Consider the following 18736-nt stretch of genomic DNA (forward strand, 5'->3'; position numbering starts at 1 on the left):
ATCTGGCGAGATTTTGGGGTTTCCAGTGATTGCCTGATTTTTCGGCGCATTTGTCAAAATCAATCAGCCAGTATTTTTGTTCTGGCGTGGCGAAATGTTGGACTAAAATATTATGGGCGTTAAGGTCGGTGTGGCAGATTTGTCGGTTATGGTAACTGGAGAAGTAATTCAGCATATTTGTTTATATGTAATACTTAAGCCGATTATAAATGAATTTTTAAAATGCTCTGCTCCTGAAGTATCAAGAGCAGAGCAAAGTACGGTGCTTTTTCTACAAATTTTTATTTTTGATAGAAATACAACCCTTGGAATGGCTCAAGGGTGAGTTGGGTTGCCACTTGTGGCTGACTGGCTTGAATATGGCTGTTTTCGAGCAATGTCCATTGCTGATTTGCCAAATTTGCAGGCAGTTCAATTTGTTGTGGTTTACCCGTTAAATTGGCTAAAACTAACAATTTTTCCTCCGCACTTTCACGCAGATAAGTCCATACATCAGGTGAAGTTGGGTTGAGATCTTGATAGCTTCCCTCAATGAAAATCGGATATTGCTTACGCAAGGCGATGAGGCGTTGATAAGTGTAAAATACCGATTGTTCATCTGCCAGCGCGTGTTCCACGTTAATCTCTGCACGTCCAACGTCAATCCAAGGCTCAACTTGGCTAAAACCACAGTAGCTGCCATTATCCCATTGCATTGGCGTGCGGCTGTTATCGCGCGATTTTTGTGCCAAAATTTTCATTAATAGATCTTCGTCCATTCCCTGTTCACGCAGTTCGGCGAACATATTTAGGCTTTCTACATCACGATATTGGCTGATTTCGGTGAAATTTGGATTGGTCATTCCGATTTCTTCGCCTTGATAAATATAAGGCGTGCCTTCCATTCCGTGCAGCACCATTGCGAGCATTTTAGCGGACTGTTGATGCCATTTGCCCTCATCACCAAAACGAGAAACAATGCGTGGCTGATCGTGGTTGCACCAAAAGAGCGCATTCCACGCTTTGCCGTGCATTCCTTGCTGCCAATAATTAAAAATTTGCTTTAATTCCACGAAATCTGGCTTGGCGTGCGTCCATTTTTCGCCATTTGGATAATCCACTTTTAGATGATGGAAATTAAAGGTCATTGATAATTCTGAGCCTTGGTTGTTGGCATATTGCTGACAATGTTCAAGGTTCGTGGAGGACATTTCGCCCACTGTCATCAGGTTGCGCGGTTGGAACACTTCACGGCTTAATTCTTGCATAAATTCGTGAATGCGCGGGCCATCAGTATAGAAACGGCGGCCATCACCTTGATTATCATTCGGAAAGTCTTGGTTTTTGGAAACCAGATTGATCACGTCTAAACGCAAGCCATCTACACCTTTGTCCGCCCAGAAATGACAAATTTTTTGTAATTCTGACCGCACTTGTGGATTTTCCCAATTCAGATCCGCCTGTTCCGTAGCGAAAAGGTGCAAATAATGTTTGCCAACGCGCTCATTCCATTTCCACGCATTGCCGCCAAATTTAGAACGCCAATTATTCGGTGGCGTAGTGGCATCACCACCACGCCAAATATAAAATGGATGATAAGGGCTTTGCGGATCTTGTGCCGCTTTGAACCATTGATGATCCGTTGAGGTGTGGTTAAACACCATATCCATAATAATACGGATATTGTGCTGATGCGCTTGTTCAACCAGCTGTTCAAAATCTTGCATTGTGCCGTAAGTAGGATCAATAGCGCAATAATCGGCTACATCATAACCATTATCCACCTGTGGCGATACATAAATTGGCGTGATCCAAATGGCATCTACGCCCAGTTTTTGCAGATAATCTAAACGCTGAATAATGCCTTGCAAATCGCCAATGCCATTGCCAGTGGTGTCTTGGAAACTTTTCGGATAAATTTGATAAATTACCCCATTTTTCCACCATTGCGGACGAGATTGCGTAGGCGAAAGTGCGGTGTTTTTTTCTGTCATTTTTTCACCCTTATTCTGGAAGTGTGCCATTTGCTGCACGGCGTTTATACACGATCATTGTTAAAATCAATGGCACAACCACGGACACCACCATCGCTAAAGCAAATACGCCCCAGAACGGTAATTGAATGGAAAGAATACCCGGTAAACCGCCCACACCGATACTGTTTGCCAACACGCCATTTAAGCCACATATTAAGCCTGCGAAGGCAGAACCAATCATTGCACAAAGCATTGGGAAGCGGTATTTCAAGTTGATCCCATACATTGCCGGCTCGGTTACACCAAGATAAGCGGAAATGGTGGCAGGCACGGAAATTTCACGCTCATTGGCTTTTTTGCTCACAATCACAATGGCTAACACAGCTGAAGCTTGCGCGATGTTAGAAAGGGCGATCATTGGCCAAACAGGCGTACCGCCAATGTTTTGGATCATTTGCATATCAATTGCAAGGGTAGTTTGATGAACGCCTGTGATCACCAATGGGGCATAAAGGAAGCCAAATAATGTCGCGCCAATCGGGGCGAAGCTACCGGTTAATCCTGCACGCACCACATAAGCCACGCCATTACCAATTTCACGACCAATCGGCCCGATAATAGAATGAGCAAGGAACACCGCGATGATTAATGAGGTGACAGGCACGATCACTAAATTTAATGACGCAGGCACAATGCGACGTAAGCGGGTTTCGATCCAACCTAAAGCAAGACCAGCCAAAATAGATGGAATCACCTGTGCTTGATAGCCCACTTTATCAATGCTAAACCAACCGAAATCCCACATTTCAGGAATTTTAGAACCGAGATCATAAGAATTCATTAATTGTGGTGAAACGAGCGTTACCCCAAGGACGATCCCCAAAATTGGCGAACCGCCCATTTTTTTCACGGTGGACCAACAAATCCCTACAGGCAAATAGAAGAAAATCGCTTCACCGATTAACCAAAGGAAAGAATGGATTGTCGCCCACATCGGGTGGGTTTGCACCAAGGTTTTGCCGTCAAACATTGGAATATCACCAATCACATTGCGGAAACCTAAAATCAAACCACCACTAATTAAGGCAGGGAGAAGCGGAATGAAAATCTCAGCAAAATGCGAGATAAGTTGTTCATACCATTTCATATTTTGGCGTGCAGCCACTTTCGCTTGCTCTTTATTTGCTTCAGAAATTTGCGTTTGTTTCACTAATTCTTGGTAATAAAGATCCACTTCAGGCCCAATCACAACCTGAAATTGCCCCGCATTGGTAAAGCAACCTTTCACCATTGACAAGGCTTCAATGCCTTTCACATCAGCAATTTCAGGTTGATTTAGCACAAAACGCAAACGTGTAATACAATGCGTTGCTGTCGCAATATTCTCTTTCCCACCAATTAACTGGATTAATTGCGTGATATATTGAGGATTAATTTCCTTTGCCATAATTTTTCCTTTCGTCTGAAAAATGTTCGTGCGTATCTTACGCCTTTTTATTTTTCTCTCAATGGGAACGTTCCCAATCTGTGATCTAAATCACATATTTAGATGAAAAATAGGGGATGAGGAGTAAGAGTAATCAGAAAAGTTATGCAAGATCGGAAATTGAGTCAGACCAATATGATTATTAATCAAATGTAATAGCTTTTAAACACAAAATACGATTTTGATTTTTATGCATTTTGATCTCAATATCTTTCGAAGAATAATGGAGATATTGATAAATTTGTCTAGATTAGCAACGATTATTAGTTTACAATCTAACAAGTTTCTATAAATTTGTAAACCAAGCAGGTATTTCTTATGATAGGTCGTCGCTTAAAAATGGCACGTACTGCACGGGGTTTATCCATGAAGCAATTAGCTGAACAAGTGAAAGTCAGTGCCAATATGATAAAAAAATATGAACATAATGAGAGTATGCCATCTTCCGAAGTATTATTGCGTCTATTGGATTCGCTAAAGGTCTCTATAGACTTTCTTTTTCGTCCGTTTCAAGTAGATTTGGGAGAAGTAGAATTTCGGAAAAAATCCAACACGCCTCAAAAATTGCTTAACCAAATCACAGTAGATGTTACGAATCAGGTAGAGCGTTGGCTCATTTTAAAAGAGCTATGGATGGATTTTCCTATTAAATCTTTCGTTTGGGATATGTCTTTACCAGCAATCAACTCATTTGATGATATAGAGCTGATAGCTAATAAATTACGAATGCATTGGAAGCTGGGAGTCAATCCAATTCCAAACATGATTGATTTATTAGAAACTTTGGGCATTATTGTAATAGTTAGTAATGTGGAAAATATTGGCTATCGCTTTGATGGTCTGCAAGCAGTAGTAAGTGGTTTGCCAATTATTGTCGTATCATCTTTTTGGACTGGTGATCGCCAACGCTTTACTTTGGCGCATGAATTGGGGCATTTGATTTTACAAAATTGTTCGCTCCCTGCAGGTATGGATATTGAAAAAGCGTGTAATCGTTTTGCTGGTGCTTTTTTGTTTCCAAAATCGCAAATATTACAAGAATTAGGTAATCTCCGTAGCCGAATTATGGTACGTGAATTGTCTTTATTAAAGCAGGAATACGGTATTTCTATGGCTGCAATTTTGTATCGTGCAAAAGACTTAGGAATTATTAGTGATAGTTATCACAAATATGTTAGTATTTATTTCCGTAAACAAGGTTGGCACAAACAAGAACCTAAGCTATATGCCAGTGAACAAACTCATTTATTTAAGCAATTGGTTTATCGTGCTGTAGCAGAAGATATTATTAGTGAGGCAAAAGGAGCAGAGTTGCTTGATATTTCAGTATTTGAATTGATGAATTGGCAAAATGAAAATAGTGAGGCATAGAGATGCAACAGATGTTGATCAGTGATGCTAATATTTTTATTGATTTAGAATGTTGCCAATTGATAAGTCTAATGTTTGAATTGCCCTATCGTTTTTGTACACCTGATGTATTGTTTGAACGTGAATTAAACTACAACACGGACATTTGTTAACTATTGGATTAATAAAATTAACCTTATTGCCTGAGTCTATGACTTACGTTTCCCAACTTACAGATAAATACCGTAAAACTAGTATTCATGATCTAATGGCCTTATTCACTTGCGAAACAAGAAAAATGCCCTTTGCTAACGGGAGATAAGGCATTACGCGATGCTGCAAATAGAGAGGCCGTTCTAATCAAGGGTACAATTTGGGTATTAGAACAATTAGTTATTTATAAAAAAATCTCTAAAGATGAAGCTATGTCTGCATTAGATATTATGTTAAAAGCAGGGCGAAGATTACCTTTTGATGAAGCAAAAAGTCTAATAAAAAATATTAAATTATAAGCTATACTAGTATCCAATTTGAAAGCAAATAAAAAGATAAATATATTATACTGTTATTCAATCAAATATATTAGATAGTTGATAAAAGAATCTTACATTTTATTATAGTTGTTACTAAGTTAATTAGTAGAAAAGTCTAAACCAACCCACAATCAATACAACTCGCCTTAATTTCTCTGTTTTCTAACAAATCAAATAATTGTTTAACGGCTTGTTTGCCGGCGGTGGTGAAGCCGAGATCCACGCTTAGGGTTTGTGGGAAAAGGAATCGCAATAGTGGGTTGTTGCCGATGCCGGCAACGCTGATATGAGTGATTTGATGTTCTTGCAGCCATTTTACCACGCCGATTGCTAAGGTGTCGGTGGCGCAGACAATGGCGGAAATTTGCGAAAAATCCACCGCACTTGCTAATTGATAAGCGCTGTCGTAGCTCAGTTTACCCAGTACAGCATTAGGTGTAAGCTGATGATCTTGGCAAAAGCTAAGATAGGCTTGATGACGCAAATAACCTGTGGTCATATCACTTTCTTGCACACCCAGATAAGCAATTTCTTGATGATCTTGTTGCAGCAGTTTTTCTAGCAGCAGGGTTACGGCACGTTGTTCATCATAATAGACGCAAGAAAATTGTGGATAATGGCGTGCGATGACCACTAATTTTTTTTCCCAACCTTGCAAATCCTGTTCTTCTAAGCCTGAAAAGGCAAATAAAATCAGGCCATCAACACGGCGCTGTTGGAAGAACTTGAGATGTTCCTGCAAGCGGTGCATTTCCATTTGGCTTTCCACAATAATCGGTTCGCAATTTGCTGCGTAGAGTAGAGGTAGCATTGCAGAAAGGGCTTGGTTTTCCGCATTGGAACTTAAGCGCGTAACGATAATGCCAATCATTGGGTTGCCTTGCCCACGCATTGCTCGTGCAGATTGAGAAGGGGTGAAGTTATGGGCTTGAATAATGGCTTGAATTTTCTCGCGCGTTTTGGCACTCACCTTGCTATCTTGATTTAACACGCGGGAAACCGTGGATTTCCCCACGCCAGCCAAGGCAGCAATATCTTTAATCGTGAGTTTTTTTGCCATTATTCAATCCTGTGAATGGGGTAATATCCTCTAGTGCGGTGCTTTTTTGCAAAATTTTCATTTCGTGATGATGAAACTGTTGCACTAAATCCGCCACGTTTTTGCCATCTGGCAAGGTTAAGTTAGGCGCAATATCATACAACGGCACGATAACAAATTCGCGATGTTGCATATCATAATGGGGAACGGTTAAGCGTTCAGACTGAATAATTTCATTGCCGTAAAGCAGAATATCCAAATCCAATGTGCGCTCGCCCCAACGTCGTAGCCGCACGCGCCCTTGTTCTTGCTCAATGCGTTGTAATTGATCTAGCAAATCCAATGGTGCTAATGTCGTGGTTAAGCAGGCGACCGCATTCACATAATCAGGTTGATCCTGTGGCCCGAGTGGCTTGCTTTGATAAAAATGGCTAACCGCCACCAGTTGCGAATAGGGCAGTTGTTGTAACGCTTGCAGCGCGTTTTCTAGCTGTTGCACTGGGGTGGCTAAATTGCTGCCTAAAGCGATATAAACCTGTTTCATTATGCGGTTTGGCTCTTTCTGCGTTTACGTTTTCTTGGACGATAACGTTTTTCTTTGGTGTTGGGTGAAGTTTTTGATGAGCTTTCACCAAGGCGTTACGCTGTTCTTCATTGCTAAATTGATATTCGTGCCACCAAGTGGCTAACTCAATGGCTTCGCCGCCTTCCACTTGTGCGCGCATTGCTAGCAAATCAAAGGCCGCGCGGAATTTCGGGTGTGCCATTACACGCATTGGTGCGTTACCATTGCGTTTTAGCAGCTGTAATTGTAAGAACCAAATATCACGAATCACGCCTGTATGACGGCGTGGCGCAGCAAGGGTTGTGGCAAGCTGATCGAGAATTTCATTGCTGGCTAAGGCGTAAGCATCGTGATTATTTAAGCCACCTTCATTTTTCAGCAGTTCCACTTTTTCTCTTAATGGATACCAGAAGAAGCAGGCAAACAAAAAGGCCGGATTAATGCGCAGTTTGTCCGCGATGCGTTCATCTGTTGAAGTGAGCGCAGTTAAAATCATTCGCTCGGCAAAGCTATCTTGTTTTTCCGTGAAATAAGGCATTAGCGTTGGGAAAAGCTGATCAAATAAGCCATATTGACGCAATAAATAGTAGGTTTTCACGCCATTGCCTGTTTGCAATAATTTTTGTGCTTCATCATATAAGCGAGCAGGCGGAATATTGCGTAATAGATGCGCCATTTGCTTGATTGGCGCTTCCGTTGGCTTTTCCAAAAACATATCTAATTTTGCCATAAAACGAATGGCGCGCAGCATACGCACCGGATCTTCTTGATAGCGAATAACAGGATCGCCAATTAAACGCAATTTACCTGCTTTGATGTCTTCAATGCCGTGGTAAAAATCACGCAAAGTGTTATCTTGTGGATTGTAATAAAGGGCATTAACGCTGAAATCACGGCGTTCGGCATCTTGTTCTAGTGTGCCATAGACATTATCACGCAGCAACATTCCTTCATCACTTTGCTTAGATTGGCGTTCATTATTGTGTTCAGAATGGTTGGCGCGGAACGTGGCCACTTCAATAATATCACGTCCAAACATCACGTGTGCCAAGCGGAAACGGCGGCCGATCAAACGGCACTGACGTTGAAAAATTGCTTGAATTTGTTCAGGACGCGCATTGGTGGCAACATCAAAATCTTTCGGTTTTTTATCGAGTAACAAATCACGCAAACAGCCACCTACAATATAGGCTTCGTATCCGTTACGTTGTAATTTTTGCACCACGGTTAAGGCATTTTTACTCATCATTCTTGGCTGAATGCCATATTGTGAAGCTTGAATAAGGTGTTTTTGATAGCGATGAAAAGGTTTGCCTTGCGCTTTATTTTCTTTCGGCTCGACATATTCTACGAAAGACGCAGAGAGTCTAGCCTTGCTACGGCTGGATTTGGTATTTTTTTATTTGCTCGTTTAGGCGAAACCTTTTTGGTGTTGGTTTCTTGTGTTGCATTATCTGCTTTTTCTTAAACAGATTTTAATTAAGGTTAAAATAGCGAACCCCTTGCTTGAAAAGCGTAAATAAAATTAATGAAAAGTGCGGTCAAAAATCACCGCACTTTTTAATTTAAGCCTATATTTTAACAGCAAGCTAATTAGCCTACCATTTGTTTTTCACGAATTTCAGATAAGGTTTTGCAATCAATGCAAAGATCAGCTGTTGGACGTGCTTCTAAGCGGCGAATACCAATTTCAATACCGCAAGAATCGCAATAGCCGAAATCACCGGTATCGATTTTTTTCAGTGTATGCTCGATTTTTTTCATTAACTTACGCTCGCGATCACGGTTGCGTAACTCTAAGCTAAATTCTTCTTCCTGTGTCGCACGGTCGGCAGGATCAGGAAAGTTTGACGCTTCATCTTGCATATATGCCACGGTGCGAGTGGTTTCTTCTTGAATTTGCGCACGCCACGCTTCAAGAATTTTTCTAAAGTGAAGAATCTGATCATCATTCATATATTCTTCACCTTCTTTCGGTTGATAAGGTTCCACTCCAGCTAAGGCTAATAAACTTAAAGAGGATTGACTCATTGGTATCTCCTAATAGTAATTCATCCATTTTAACTTAGTATAACTGACCTCATTATCACCATAGGAATAGCAAAATTCAGCTATATTTTTGACCGCACTTTTGCGTTAAGTTAAGACTTTTCGAGGAAAGCCCAATTCCATTTCAAAATTAGGCTCTTTTTTAAAGAGCGGTATAAATATCAGAAGTTTGAGAAATTAGCAAATAAATTTACATAAGATAAAAAATTTTTACACAATAAATCTCAATTTTGCGATCTAGCTAACAAAATCCGCCTCTGCAAAATGGCGTATTATGAGCAAAAAGATAAAAAACACTAGACAACCTTTGGATTAGGCGAGTATCTTTTAAGAATCATTTTGCAAATAGAAACAGGGGACAAAAATGCAAAATTTTTCATTAATAAAAACAAAAGGTTATATTAATGGTGAATATGTAGAAAATGCAGATGGGAAAACTTTTGCGGTGTTAAATCCGGCAACGCAACAAGAAATTTGCCAAGTGGCAGATTTAGGCGTGGCAGAAACGGAACAAGCCATTTTTGCGGCGGAACAAGCGCAGAAAAAATGGAAACAGGTGTTACCGAAAGAGCGAGCTAATATTTTAACCCGTTGGTATGAACTGGTGTTACAACATCAAGAAGAGCTTGCGCAAATTATTAGCTTAGAACAAGGCAAGCCCATTGCTGAAAGCCGTGGCGAAGTGCTTTATGGGGCGAGTTTTATTCAATGGTTTGCAGAAGAAGCGAAGCGAATTCAAGGGGATATTCTGCCTTCAGATAAAAGCAATCATCGCTTAGTGGCAATGAAACAGCCTGTTGGTGTGGTGGCCGCCATTACGCCTTGGAATTTTCCGAATGCGATGATTACGCGAAAATCTGCACCAGCCTTAGCAGCAGGCTGCGCGGTGGTGTTAAAACCTGCGCCAGAAACGCCATTATCTGCTTTAGCCTTAGCAGAATTGGCAAGCCAAGCAGGATTGCCAAAAGGCTTGTTGAATGTGATTCCTACCACGCAAGCGGTGGAAGTAGGCAAAGTGCTGACAGAAAGCCCGATTATTCGAAAATTGACCTTTACTGGCTCAACCAAAGTGGGCAAATTATTAATGGCACAATCGGCGAGTACGGTGAAAAAATTATCCTTAGAACTAGGGGGCAATGCGCCTGCCTTGGTGTTTGATGATGCAGATTTAGACAGTGCAGTGGAAGGGGTATTTGCCTCTAAATTCCGTAATGCAGGGCAGACCTGTATTTGCACCAATCGTATTTATGTGCAGGCAGGAATTTATGAAGCCTTTGTGCAAAAATTCTGTAAAAAAGTACAACAAATTAAATTGGGCGAAGCTAATAAACCAGATGTCACAATGGGGCCTTTAATCCGCCAAAGTGCAGTGGAGAAAGTACAACGTCACATTGATGAGGCGTTGCAAAAAGGTGCTAAATTGGTGCTTGGTGGTAAACCTGCAGATCTTGGCGGAACATTTTTCCAACCTACCGTTTTAAAAGATGTTAATCAAACAATGTTAGTCGCCAAAGAAGAAACTTTTGCGCCTTTAGCACCGATTTTTAAATTTGAAACGGAAGAACAAGCCATTGCAATGGCAAATGATACGGAATTCGGCTTGGCGGCTTATTTCTTCACGCAAAATATTAACCGTATTTGGCGTGTGTCAGAAGCCTTAGAATATGGCATTGTGGGTATTAACGAAGGCTTGGTGACCAACGAATTTGCCCCATTTGGCGGTGTGAAAGAATCTGGCATTGGTCGAGAAGGATCACACTACGGCATTGATGAATTTTTAGAACTAAAATATCTTTGCTTAGGCATAAAATAAATAGGATAAAGATAAAATAAAAAAGGGGCTATGTTGCCCCTTTTTATTTTAATTATGCCGTTAGATCTTTAATCAAAATTTTAGATCGGCGCTGGTAATTATATGTTTCTCTTTTTTCTACGGGTAGATCTTCCACCTGAGCTAAATAAAATCCACGTTCTTGGAACCAATGTACTGTGCGTGTGGTGAGTACGAATAACCGTCCAATGTGCTGTTCTTTGGCGCGTTTTTGAATGGCTTCTAATAAAATATCGCCGCGCGAAGAATTGCGGTAATCAGGGTGAACAGCAACGCACGCCATTTCTGCCATTTTTTCTTGCGGATAAATATTGAGCGCTGCACAAGCAATGACCACGCCATCACGATCAATAATGGTGTAGTTGGAAATTTCCATTTCTAGTTGCTCGCGAGAACGTTTGACCAAAATCCCTTGCTGTTCCAATGGGTAAATGAGTTCCAACAAGGCTGGAATGTCAGCCACATTTGCAAGACGAATGTTTTCTGAATTTTCCATTGAAAGCTGTGTTCCCACCCCATCTCGAGTAAAGAGTTCTTGCAGTAATGAGCCGTCTTCTTCATAACTTAACAAGTGAGAGCGTTTCACGCCCGCGCGACATACTTCAATGGCTGCGTGCAAGAAACGAGCTTGCGAGCTGTGATATTGATCTTGCGAAATAAAGCGGTTTAAATATTGCTCAGCATCTTGTGGCAATAAATCAGCAATGGTTTCGTGCTGATCATTTAAAATCCCTTGCGTATCAGAAAAGGCGATGAGTTTTTCTGCCTTAAGTTTGATCGCCACCTGCGTTGCCACTTCTTCAAAAGGCAAATTAAAGGTTTCTCCCGTTACAGAGGGGGCGATGGGGCCAAGTAGCACTATCGAGCCTTGATCTAATTGTTGCTGAATTTTCTCGCTATCAATACGGCGAATTTTGCCACTGAGTTGATAATCTACGCCGTCATCTACACCAATGGGTTGCGCCAAAATAAAATTGCTACTCACCACATTGATCACTGCAGAATGAGGCAGACGCAAAGAAAGGCGCGCAGCAATATCATAATTTAATTTGCCCACCGCTTGTTTCACCACATCAAGGCTGTGGGGATCGGTAATGCGAATATTTTTATGATAAGTCGGCACGATGCCTTGCTGTTCAAGGAGCTGATTAATTTGCAATCTTGCGCCAAACACAATGGCTAATTTAATGCCAAGGCTGTGGAGCAGGCTAATGTCATTGATAATATTAATAAAATTGGGGCTGGCAATGGTATCGCCATCAAGCATAATCACAAAGGTTTTGCCTCTGTGCATATTGACATAGGGGGTGGATTGTCTAAACCATTGTACAAGTTCGGTGCTGCGCATAACTTCCTTTTCTTATAATTATTCACTTAAAGTGAATTTATATTCATTTTAAACAATATGCAAGGAAAATTTTGCAGAGATAAAAAATGCGGTGAAATTTCACCGCACTTTATGTTTATGGAGATTAGTTTACTACGTTGAACTGTTCTTTCATTAACGCAGCGAAGTCGGTGTAACCGCCTACTGGTTTTTCATCAATGAAAATTTGTGGCACAGTTTCAACAGGTTTACCTACTGAAGCAGATAAATCTGCTTTGCTGATGCCTTCTGCGATAATATCTACATAGCGGTAGTCAAAATCGCTTAAGGTTTCTTTTAATTTGTCAGCAAGCTCTTTTGCACGCACGCAATAAGGGCAACCAGGGCGACCAAAAATAACAACGAACATAATCATTTCCTTCTGTTAGGGCCAAGCACATTGGCTAGATAAAAATGCAAATAGACAAAATGCTTAGCAAGATAAAAAATTGTGCAAATTGTACTGATTATGGCAAAAGAATAAAGGAGTTTTTTAGCATTGTTGTAATTGGTGTAATATATCAAAATAACAGTTTGAGAGCCTTGTAGCCGAAGTAGGAAAAAATGAAATTATTAATGTTATGCCGCGAGCCGCGCCTTTATAGCTGCCAGCGTTTAAAAGAAGCCGCGGAAAGTTGCGGACACCAAATGGATATTCTCGATCCCAATCGTTTTGTGCTAAAACTCAGCGAAAATGCGCCGCATTTTGATTTATATTATCAGCCAAATCGCGAAGCTGAACCTTATTTATTGCCCGATTATGATGCCATATTGCCGCGCTTTGGTTCGGCAAGTACACAAATGGGCTGTGCTGTATTGCAACATTTTCAGGCAAAAGGTGTAGCTTGTTTAAATGACGTTGAGCCTTTTCTTAAAGCGCGTGATAAATGGTGGAGCTTGCAGATCTTAGTCCAGCACGGCATTGCCGTTCCCCCTTCTTTACTGGCTGGCAGTGAAACGCGAGCGAAAGAAAGTCTTGAGTTGATCGGCTCGCCGACCATTTTGAAAACCTTGAGTGGATCACAAGGTATTGGCGTGATCTTAGCGGAAAGCCAAAGTAGCGCTAGTAGCATTGTGGAAATCTTAAATCATTCTGGCGTGCCGGTGTTAATGCAGCAGTTTATTAGAGAAGCGCAAGGGGGCGATGTGCGCTGTTTTGTGGTGGGTGGAAAAGTGATCGCCACAATGGAACGCAAAGGGCAAGCAGGTGAGTTTCGCGCCAACATTCACCGTGGTGGAACAGGCGAGCAAGTGTGGCTCAGTGAGCAGGAAAAACAAATTGCCCTTACCGCCACGCAAGCCTTAGGCTTAGATGTGGCTGGGGTGGATTTAATTCGCTCACATCAAGGCTTGCTGGTGTTAGAAGTCAATGCTAGCCCCGGTTTAGAGATGATCGAAAAAACCAGTGGTTTAGATATTGCGTTACAGATGATCTTGTATTTGGAACGAAAAAGCCAAGCCAGATCAAAACATAACGAATAGAAGAGCGGTAGAAAAATTGTGTATTTTTGGCTTTAATAAAGCTACTTTCTCGCAAATTTTATAATTTCTAATTAATAAAAAAGCTCGCGATTGCGAGCTTGTTTGTTACCTAAACCTCTTCCTGTTTTTGTAGATCAAGCTCAAATTGTGGCGGAAGTTGAGGGTTGATTTCATCTTCATTAAGCTTTTCTACATCGGGGGTTGGCAAGAGCTTTTCATTATCACTATGTGGGCTTTTTTCTTTACCTAATAGCTGTGGCAAGATTTTGCCGTAACTGCCTTTTGGTGATAAGGCACTGCTGATAAACGCACGGTTAAAATCATCGCCAAATTCCTTGTCTAACACCGTGTCATTTAAAATAAAATAGCCTTTGTTTGGCAAGGCAATGTAGCTCAACACATCTTTAGGCGAGAAATCGGGAAATTTTTGTAGTTCATCTAGCCAATTATCCGTATCGCCTTCCACCTTAAGAGATTTCATTTCTTTGATTAAACTAATGGCGAAACTTTTACCTTCCACGGGCTTGTCAAAGTTGAATGAGAGCATTAAAGGGCGTTGATTTTCTTGATAATTTCCCGTTTCTGAATAGAGGCTTAGAGTGTAAATTTGAAATGGCCCCCAGTTATAATCAGCATTGCCCACCATTTCCCAATCCGCCCAAAGTGCGGTGGAAAATAAGGTAGAAATTAAAAATGCGACAAGTTTTTTTTTCATTCTTCTTCCTGATAAATTGCTTGTGGCGATTATAGCAAGTTTTTTATTTTCGACAGATTTAATTTGTACAAGTTGCTAAATTTCGCACAATTTGCTCAATTTGTTTTAAGCCATTTAAGCGAGTATTGCTTAATCGTTGAGCAATGCCTAGCTCATCAAAATAAGCGGTCAAGTCAAAGGATTGTAATTGTTCTGCGGTTTTGCCGTTAATTTCTTGCAAAATTAGCCAAAGCAAGCCGTTAATAATGCGTGCTTCACTAAAGGCGTTAAACATAAAAGTTCGGTCGCTTTTTTCTTTAAATTTGAACCAAACCTTGGCTTCGCAACCTGAAATAGGCTGCATTTGGGCGAGCGTTTGTTCATCGGGGCGAGAGAGATTTTTTCCGCTTTGAATGATGAAACGGTAGCGATCTTCCCAATTTTTGGCGTTTTTAATTTCTGTTCTCATTGCGTTAATCTAACAAGGCTAAGGCGTTATCCAACGCGTTAAAAAAGTGTTCAATATCTTGCTCATTATTGTAAGGGGCAAGGGAAAGGCGTAATGTACCACGTTGTCCGAGCCTTGCCAAATAAGGTTGAGCGCAATGTTCGCCAGCGCGCAGGGCAATATTTTGTTCACTCAACAGGGTAGCGAGATCAGAAAGATCAATATGCTTAAATAAAAAGCTAATAATTGGGCTGTGATCGCCATAAGTAAAAAGCTGACAGGCAGGGTATTGTTGCAAGCGTGTGATGATTTTTTCGCTTAATTGCGCGACATACTGATGTGCGGCATTGTTATCCCATTTTTCCAACCATTCTAACACCGCATTAAAACCGATTACGCCAGCAATATTCGGCGTGCCGGCTTCAAGTTTATAAGGTAATTCGGCAAATTCTGTTTGCTGTGGACTGACTTTCTGCACCATTTTGCCACCAAATAATAAGGGCTGAAGTTGATTAAGTGCGGTCAATTTTCCTGCCAAAACGCCAAGCCCTGTTGGGCCATAGATTTTGTGGGCGGAAAAGGTGAGAAAATCTACGTCAAGTTGTTGTAAATCAAGGGAAAAATGATTAATGGCTTGTGCCGCATCGGCTAAGATGAATGCGTTACTTTGGCGGCGAATAATCGGGATTAAATCAGCCAACGGCTGCACTACGCCCGTTACATTGGACATCATCGTCAAGGCAACAATTTCAATTTTGCAATTTTTTTGCACCGCACTTTTTAATGCACGATCATCAATAACGCCGTTAGTCTGCAATGGCAGGACGATCAATTTTGCCCCTGTTTTTTGGCTTAGCTGCTGCCAGCTGACAAAATTGGCGTGATGTTCCGCTTCGCTGATGATGATTTCATCTTGTGGCGTAAGCTGTGGCAGCAGGCCGTTCGCCACTAAATTAATGGCGTGTGTCGTGCCTGATGTCCAAATAATACTTTGTTCGCTTTCTGCGTTGATCAGCTTTTTTACTCTTGTGCGCGCTTGTTCATAGCGCGCGGTTTGTTGTTCGTCATATTGGCTACGATGTACCGATCCTGCGGATTGATAGAACGCAACGGTGGCATCAATCAAGGCTTGCGGTTTTAAGCTAGTAGCGGCGCTGTCTAAATAAACGGCTGCGTTAGGTTGTTGGAAATAAGGGAAATTTTTCCGAAATTCTGTGGGGTTAAAAGCCATAGAATGATCCTTTTTCTTTTTGTTGGCGTTTTTGTTTACGTTGTTCGCTTTGCATTTTGCGCCATTGTTCGGGGTAAATCGGTTGGGGATCTTGCCATAAACCGACACGCTGTGCGCGTGCCTGTTGCTGTGCGTAAAAATAGCTTTGATCGCGCGCATAACGCTCATACACCCAAGCCATTCCTAGTTTTACCATTGCAAGATTGATATTTTGCCCTTGTTGGTTATACACCGTGGCAAGCGTGCGTTGATAGCGATCATAGCCCACAATTTGCAGCTGAACCGCTTGCTTATGAATCAGGTTGGCTAAGGTTTGGCGTGATTTATTACCAAAGGGTTGTTTCTTTTCTGGCGCATCAATGCTGTCTAAACGGACTTTGATTTGTTTGTTATTTTCAAGCAAACAGCGAAAGGTATCACCATCAGAAATTGCCACAACGCGGCAAGGAATGATACGCACTGCTTCTGCTGTTTGAGGAAGCCAAAATATTGTTGTAATTGTTGTAATAAAGAACACTAAACGCTTTCGTAACATTCTGATCACATTGATTCTAAAAAAGTTTGAAATTTTTCTTATTGTAACGAAAAGCCATAACAAAACGAATAAAATAAGAGTAGAATTGTTGCGGTTTTAGTAAATTAACAACTTTATAGCGGTATGACACAGAAGATTTTTCAGTTATTACGTTCTTTTGCCATTCTTTTTTTAATGCTTTTTCTTGGTGAGCAAATCGCTCGTTTTATTCCTATTGGCATACCCGGTAGCATTTGGGGATTGCTTTTATTATTCACCTGCTTAATGTTACAAGTGATTAAAGTGCATTGGATTTTTGCAGGTGCAAGCCTATTAATGCGTTATATGGCGGTGCTGTTTGTGCCAGTAAGCGTGGGGATTATTCAATATTCTGACCTTTTGCTCAACCAAGCCAAAGTGCTGTTAATCCCTAATGTGGTGGCGACAATTTTGACATTGGTGCTCAGTGGCATTTTGGCGGATTATCTTTTTTCCCAACAGTCTTTTGCTGGATTACGCAAAAAAGTCTTGAAAAAACGAGCTAAGGAGAGCAAATGATTTACGCTTATACTTTGCTTACCCTCGCGGTTTTTATGGTTGCCTTGCAGATTAGTAAGCAGTTGAAATCAATCATTTTTAATAGTTTTATCCTTACCGTAGCAATGTTGATTGCCATTGTCGTGATGTTTAATGTGCCTTATCCCGATTATATGGCAGGGAATGCACCGTTAAATCATTTATTGGGGGGTGAGTGTGGTTGCCCTCGCATTGCCGTTATACGAACAGTTTCGCCAAATTAAAGAATATTGGAAAACGATTTTATTTATCACCGCACTTTCTTCTTTATTCTCAATGGTAGTGGGGGCAGTGCTCGCCTTATTGCTTGGGGCAGAACCTGAACTGGTTGCAACGATTTTACCAAAATCCGTTACCACGCCAATTGCGATGGAAATTGCTCAAAACATTGGTGGTATTCCCTCCGTTGCGGCAGCGGCGGTATTGATTGCTGGGTTGCAAGGGTCAATGTTTGGTTATTTAATTCTGAAAGCCATAAAAATAAAATATGCCGAATCCATTGGGCTTTCGGTGGGGGCTGTTTCGCACGTTTTAGGTACGGTGAGTTGTATGGAAGTTGATCCTAAAGCGGGGAACTATAGCTCAATCGCCTTGGTGCTTTGTGGTATCTTAAGTTCCATTTTTGCCCCTTTTGTATTCAAATTAATTTATTTCTGGGTGGTGTAGAATGAAAAATGCAGTGAATAGCCTTTGGCACGAACGTTATATCCCTGATAGTCCGCGAGAAAAAGATCACCGTCCGCCATTTCGCCGTGATCGTGGACGTATTTTGCACAGCGCGGCATTTCGCTGCCTACAAGCTAAAACGCAAATTCACGCCGTGGGTGAAAATGATTTTTACCGCACGCGCTTAACCCATTCTTTAGAAGTGGCGCAAATTGGTAGCAGCTTGGTGGCACAACTCAAATTCATCGAAGCATTTGCCCATTTAGCAGAACAATTAAAGACGGATAAAAGCCTTTTACAAAAACAGCTAAAACCCTTATTGCCCTCCAATGATCTGATTGAAAGCCTGTGCTTTGCCCACGATATTGGACACCCGCCTTTTGGGCACGGTGGGGAAGTGGCATTAAATTATATGATGCGCGATCACGGAGGCTTTGAAGGCAATGCACAAACTTTTCGCTTATTGACCAAGTTAGAGCCTTATACCGCCAATGCCGGAATGAATTTAACCCGCCGCACTTTGCTTGGCGTGGTGAAATATCCTGCCATTTTAGATTGTTCTTCACCACAATATGGCGAAATTTTACCACAAGGGAGTGAAAATCCCTTGTATGCCAAAATTGCAGATTGGAAACCGGGAAAAGGCATCTTTCGTGATGATTTGGAAATGTTTCACTGGCTATTGTCGCCATTAAGCGAAAAAGATCGTCAGCTTTTTCAGCAATTTAGCGAAGCTAGAGTTACGCCACAGCAAACGTTAAAAACTCGTTATAAATCTTTAGATTGCAGCATTATGGAGTTGGCGGACGATATTGCTTATGGCGTTCACGATTTAGAAGATGCTATTGTAGTTGGCGTGATTCATTTACATCAATGGCAAGAGGCGTTGCAGCAGCTTAAAAATAGCTCTTCTCAATGGATCAAGCTGAATATTGACAGCCTGAGCAAAAA

17 protein-coding genes and 4 pseudogenes are annotated in these 18736 nt (G+C 41.3%); 8 read left to right on the forward strand and 13 right to left on the reverse strand.

Annotated elements, in window-relative coordinates:
• From C3Z13_RS01255 to treB, 3 genes and pseudogenes are all read right to left on the reverse strand, one after another.
• Window positions 1–151, reverse strand: a pseudogene (locus C3Z13_RS01255) (lipopolysaccharide kinase InaA family protein); the annotation flags it as partial.
• A gap of 130 nt (window positions 152–281) precedes the next feature.
• A complete protein-coding gene (gene treC, locus C3Z13_RS01260; RefSeq protein WP_103854753.1) occupies window positions 282–1973 on the reverse strand; it encodes an alpha,alpha-phosphotrehalase in 1692 nt (563 codons plus the stop codon).
• A gap of 10 nt (window positions 1974–1983) precedes the next feature.
• Window positions 1984–3402 (reverse strand): PTS trehalose transporter subunit IIBC, encoded by a 1419-nt coding sequence (gene treB / locus C3Z13_RS01265; RefSeq protein ID WP_103854754.1) that lies wholly within the window; start codon window positions 3400–3402, stop codon window positions 1984–1986.
• A gap of 357 nt (window positions 3403–3759) precedes the next feature.
• On the opposite strand from treB, the gene C3Z13_RS01270 reads away from it, so the two are divergent.
• The 3 genes and pseudogenes from C3Z13_RS01270 to C3Z13_RS12010 form a co-directional block, all read left to right on the forward strand.
• Window positions 3760–4812 carry a helix-turn-helix domain-containing protein gene (locus C3Z13_RS01270; RefSeq protein ID WP_103854755.1) on the forward strand — a complete coding sequence of 351 codons (1053 nt, stop codon included), beginning with the start codon at window positions 3760–3762 and terminating at the stop codon, window positions 4810–4812.
• 2 nt (window positions 4813–4814) lie between these two features.
• Window positions 4815–4964, forward strand: a complete 150-nt coding sequence (locus C3Z13_RS12005) for a PIN domain-containing protein (protein WP_245872490.1) — start codon at window positions 4815–4817, stop codon at window positions 4962–4964.
• Between the two features lie 120 nt (window positions 4965–5084).
• Window positions 5085–5303 (forward strand): annotated as a pseudogene (locus tag C3Z13_RS12010) (DUF3368 domain-containing protein); the annotation flags it as partial.
• Window positions 5304–5439: 136 nt separating this feature from the next.
• On the opposite strand, the gene treR reads toward C3Z13_RS12010, so the two are convergent.
• The 4 genes and pseudogenes from treR to dksA form a co-directional block, all read right to left on the reverse strand.
• Complete coding sequence (treR, locus tag C3Z13_RS01280) at window positions 5440–6384, reverse strand: trehalose operon repressor TreR (protein ID WP_103854756.1); 945 nt, start codon at window positions 6382–6384, stop codon at window positions 5440–5442.
• Entirely contained in the window at window positions 6362–6907 is a 546-nt protein-coding gene (gene folK, locus C3Z13_RS01285; RefSeq protein ID WP_103854757.1) for a 2-amino-4-hydroxy-6-hydroxymethyldihydropteridine diphosphokinase, read from the reverse strand. The genes treR and folK overlap by 23 nt, the downstream gene beginning before the upstream one ends.
• Window positions 6907–8210: pseudogene (pcnB, locus tag C3Z13_RS01290) on the reverse strand (polynucleotide adenylyltransferase PcnB). The gene folK and the pseudogene pcnB overlap by 1 nt, the downstream one beginning before the upstream one ends.
• Before the next feature lie 311 nt (window positions 8211–8521).
• Window positions 8522–8959: an RNA polymerase-binding protein DksA gene (dksA, locus tag C3Z13_RS01295; protein WP_103854759.1), complete on the reverse strand. Its 438-nt coding sequence runs from the start codon at window positions 8957–8959 to the stop codon at window positions 8522–8524.
• Window positions 8960–9341: 382 nt separating this feature from the next.
• Between dksA and C3Z13_RS01300 the strand changes: the two genes are divergently transcribed.
• The gene (locus C3Z13_RS01300) at window positions 9342–10790 is read left to right on the forward strand and encodes an NAD-dependent succinate-semialdehyde dehydrogenase (RefSeq protein ID WP_103854760.1); all 1449 of its coding nucleotides are present in this window, start codon (window positions 9342–9344) and stop codon (window positions 10788–10790) included.
• Window positions 10791–10842: 52 nt separating this feature from the next.
• Here C3Z13_RS01300 and argA read toward each other — a convergent pair whose 3' ends face one another.
• On the reverse strand, window positions 10843–12156 hold the full coding sequence (gene argA, locus C3Z13_RS01305; protein ID WP_103854761.1) for an amino-acid N-acetyltransferase: 1314 nt from the start codon (window positions 12154–12156) through the stop codon (window positions 10843–10845).
• Between the two features lie 124 nt (window positions 12157–12280).
• Complete coding sequence (locus C3Z13_RS01310; protein ID WP_103852784.1) at window positions 12281–12544, reverse strand: GrxA family glutaredoxin; 264 nt, start codon at window positions 12542–12544, stop codon at window positions 12281–12283.
• 194 nt (window positions 12545–12738) lie between these two features.
• On the opposite strand from C3Z13_RS01310, the gene C3Z13_RS01315 reads away from it, so the two are divergent.
• Complete coding sequence (locus C3Z13_RS01315) at window positions 12739–13656, forward strand: ATP-grasp domain-containing protein (RefSeq protein ID WP_103854762.1); 918 nt, start codon at window positions 12739–12741, stop codon at window positions 13654–13656.
• A gap of 109 nt (window positions 13657–13765) precedes the next feature.
• On the opposite strand, the gene C3Z13_RS01320 is transcribed toward C3Z13_RS01315, so the two are convergent.
• Genes C3Z13_RS01320 through C3Z13_RS01335 form a run of 4 tightly spaced genes read right to left on the reverse strand, consistent with a single transcriptional unit; the run spans window position 13766 to window position 16564 of the window.
• The gene (locus tag C3Z13_RS01320) at window positions 13766–14371 is read right to left on the reverse strand and encodes a hypothetical protein (protein ID WP_103854763.1); all 606 of its coding nucleotides are present in this window, start codon (window positions 14369–14371) and stop codon (window positions 13766–13768) included.
• A 58-nt stretch (window positions 14372–14429) separates the two neighbouring features.
• Window positions 14430–14819 carry a SufE family protein gene (locus C3Z13_RS01325; protein WP_103854764.1) on the reverse strand — a complete coding sequence of 130 codons (390 nt, stop codon included), beginning with the start codon at window positions 14817–14819 and terminating at the stop codon, window positions 14430–14432.
• A 4-nt stretch (window positions 14820–14823) separates the two neighbouring features.
• Complete coding sequence (locus C3Z13_RS01330) at window positions 14824–16029, reverse strand: aminotransferase class V-fold PLP-dependent enzyme (RefSeq protein ID WP_103854765.1); 1206 nt, start codon at window positions 16027–16029, stop codon at window positions 14824–14826.
• Window positions 16019–16564 carry a thermonuclease family protein gene (locus C3Z13_RS01335; RefSeq protein WP_103854766.1) on the reverse strand — a complete coding sequence of 182 codons (546 nt, stop codon included), beginning with the start codon at window positions 16562–16564 and terminating at the stop codon, window positions 16019–16021. The genes C3Z13_RS01330 and C3Z13_RS01335 overlap by 11 nt, the downstream gene beginning before the upstream one ends.
• 123 nt (window positions 16565–16687) lie before the next feature.
• Here C3Z13_RS01335 and C3Z13_RS01340 point away from each other — a divergent pair, with 123 nt between their 5' ends.
• The 3 genes and pseudogenes from C3Z13_RS01340 to C3Z13_RS01350 all read left to right on the forward strand — a co-directional run.
• Window positions 16688–17101, forward strand: coding sequence for a CidA/LrgA family protein (locus tag C3Z13_RS01340; protein WP_103852791.1), 414 nt, complete (start codon window positions 16688–16690; stop codon window positions 17099–17101).
• Window positions 17098–17785 (forward strand): annotated as a pseudogene (locus C3Z13_RS01345) (CidB/LrgB family autolysis modulator). Before C3Z13_RS01340 ends, C3Z13_RS01345 begins: the two are co-directional and overlap by 4 nt.
• A gap of 1 nt (window position 17786) precedes the next feature.
• On the forward strand, window positions 17787–18736 hold a 950-nt coding region (locus tag C3Z13_RS01350; protein ID WP_103854767.1), incomplete at its 3' end, for an anti-phage deoxyguanosine triphosphatase.

Origin of the sequence: Avibacterium endocarditidis (assembly GCF_002921145.1) — a bacterium.
Classification (GTDB): domain Bacteria; phylum Pseudomonadota; class Gammaproteobacteria; order Enterobacterales; family Pasteurellaceae; genus Avibacterium; species Avibacterium endocarditidis.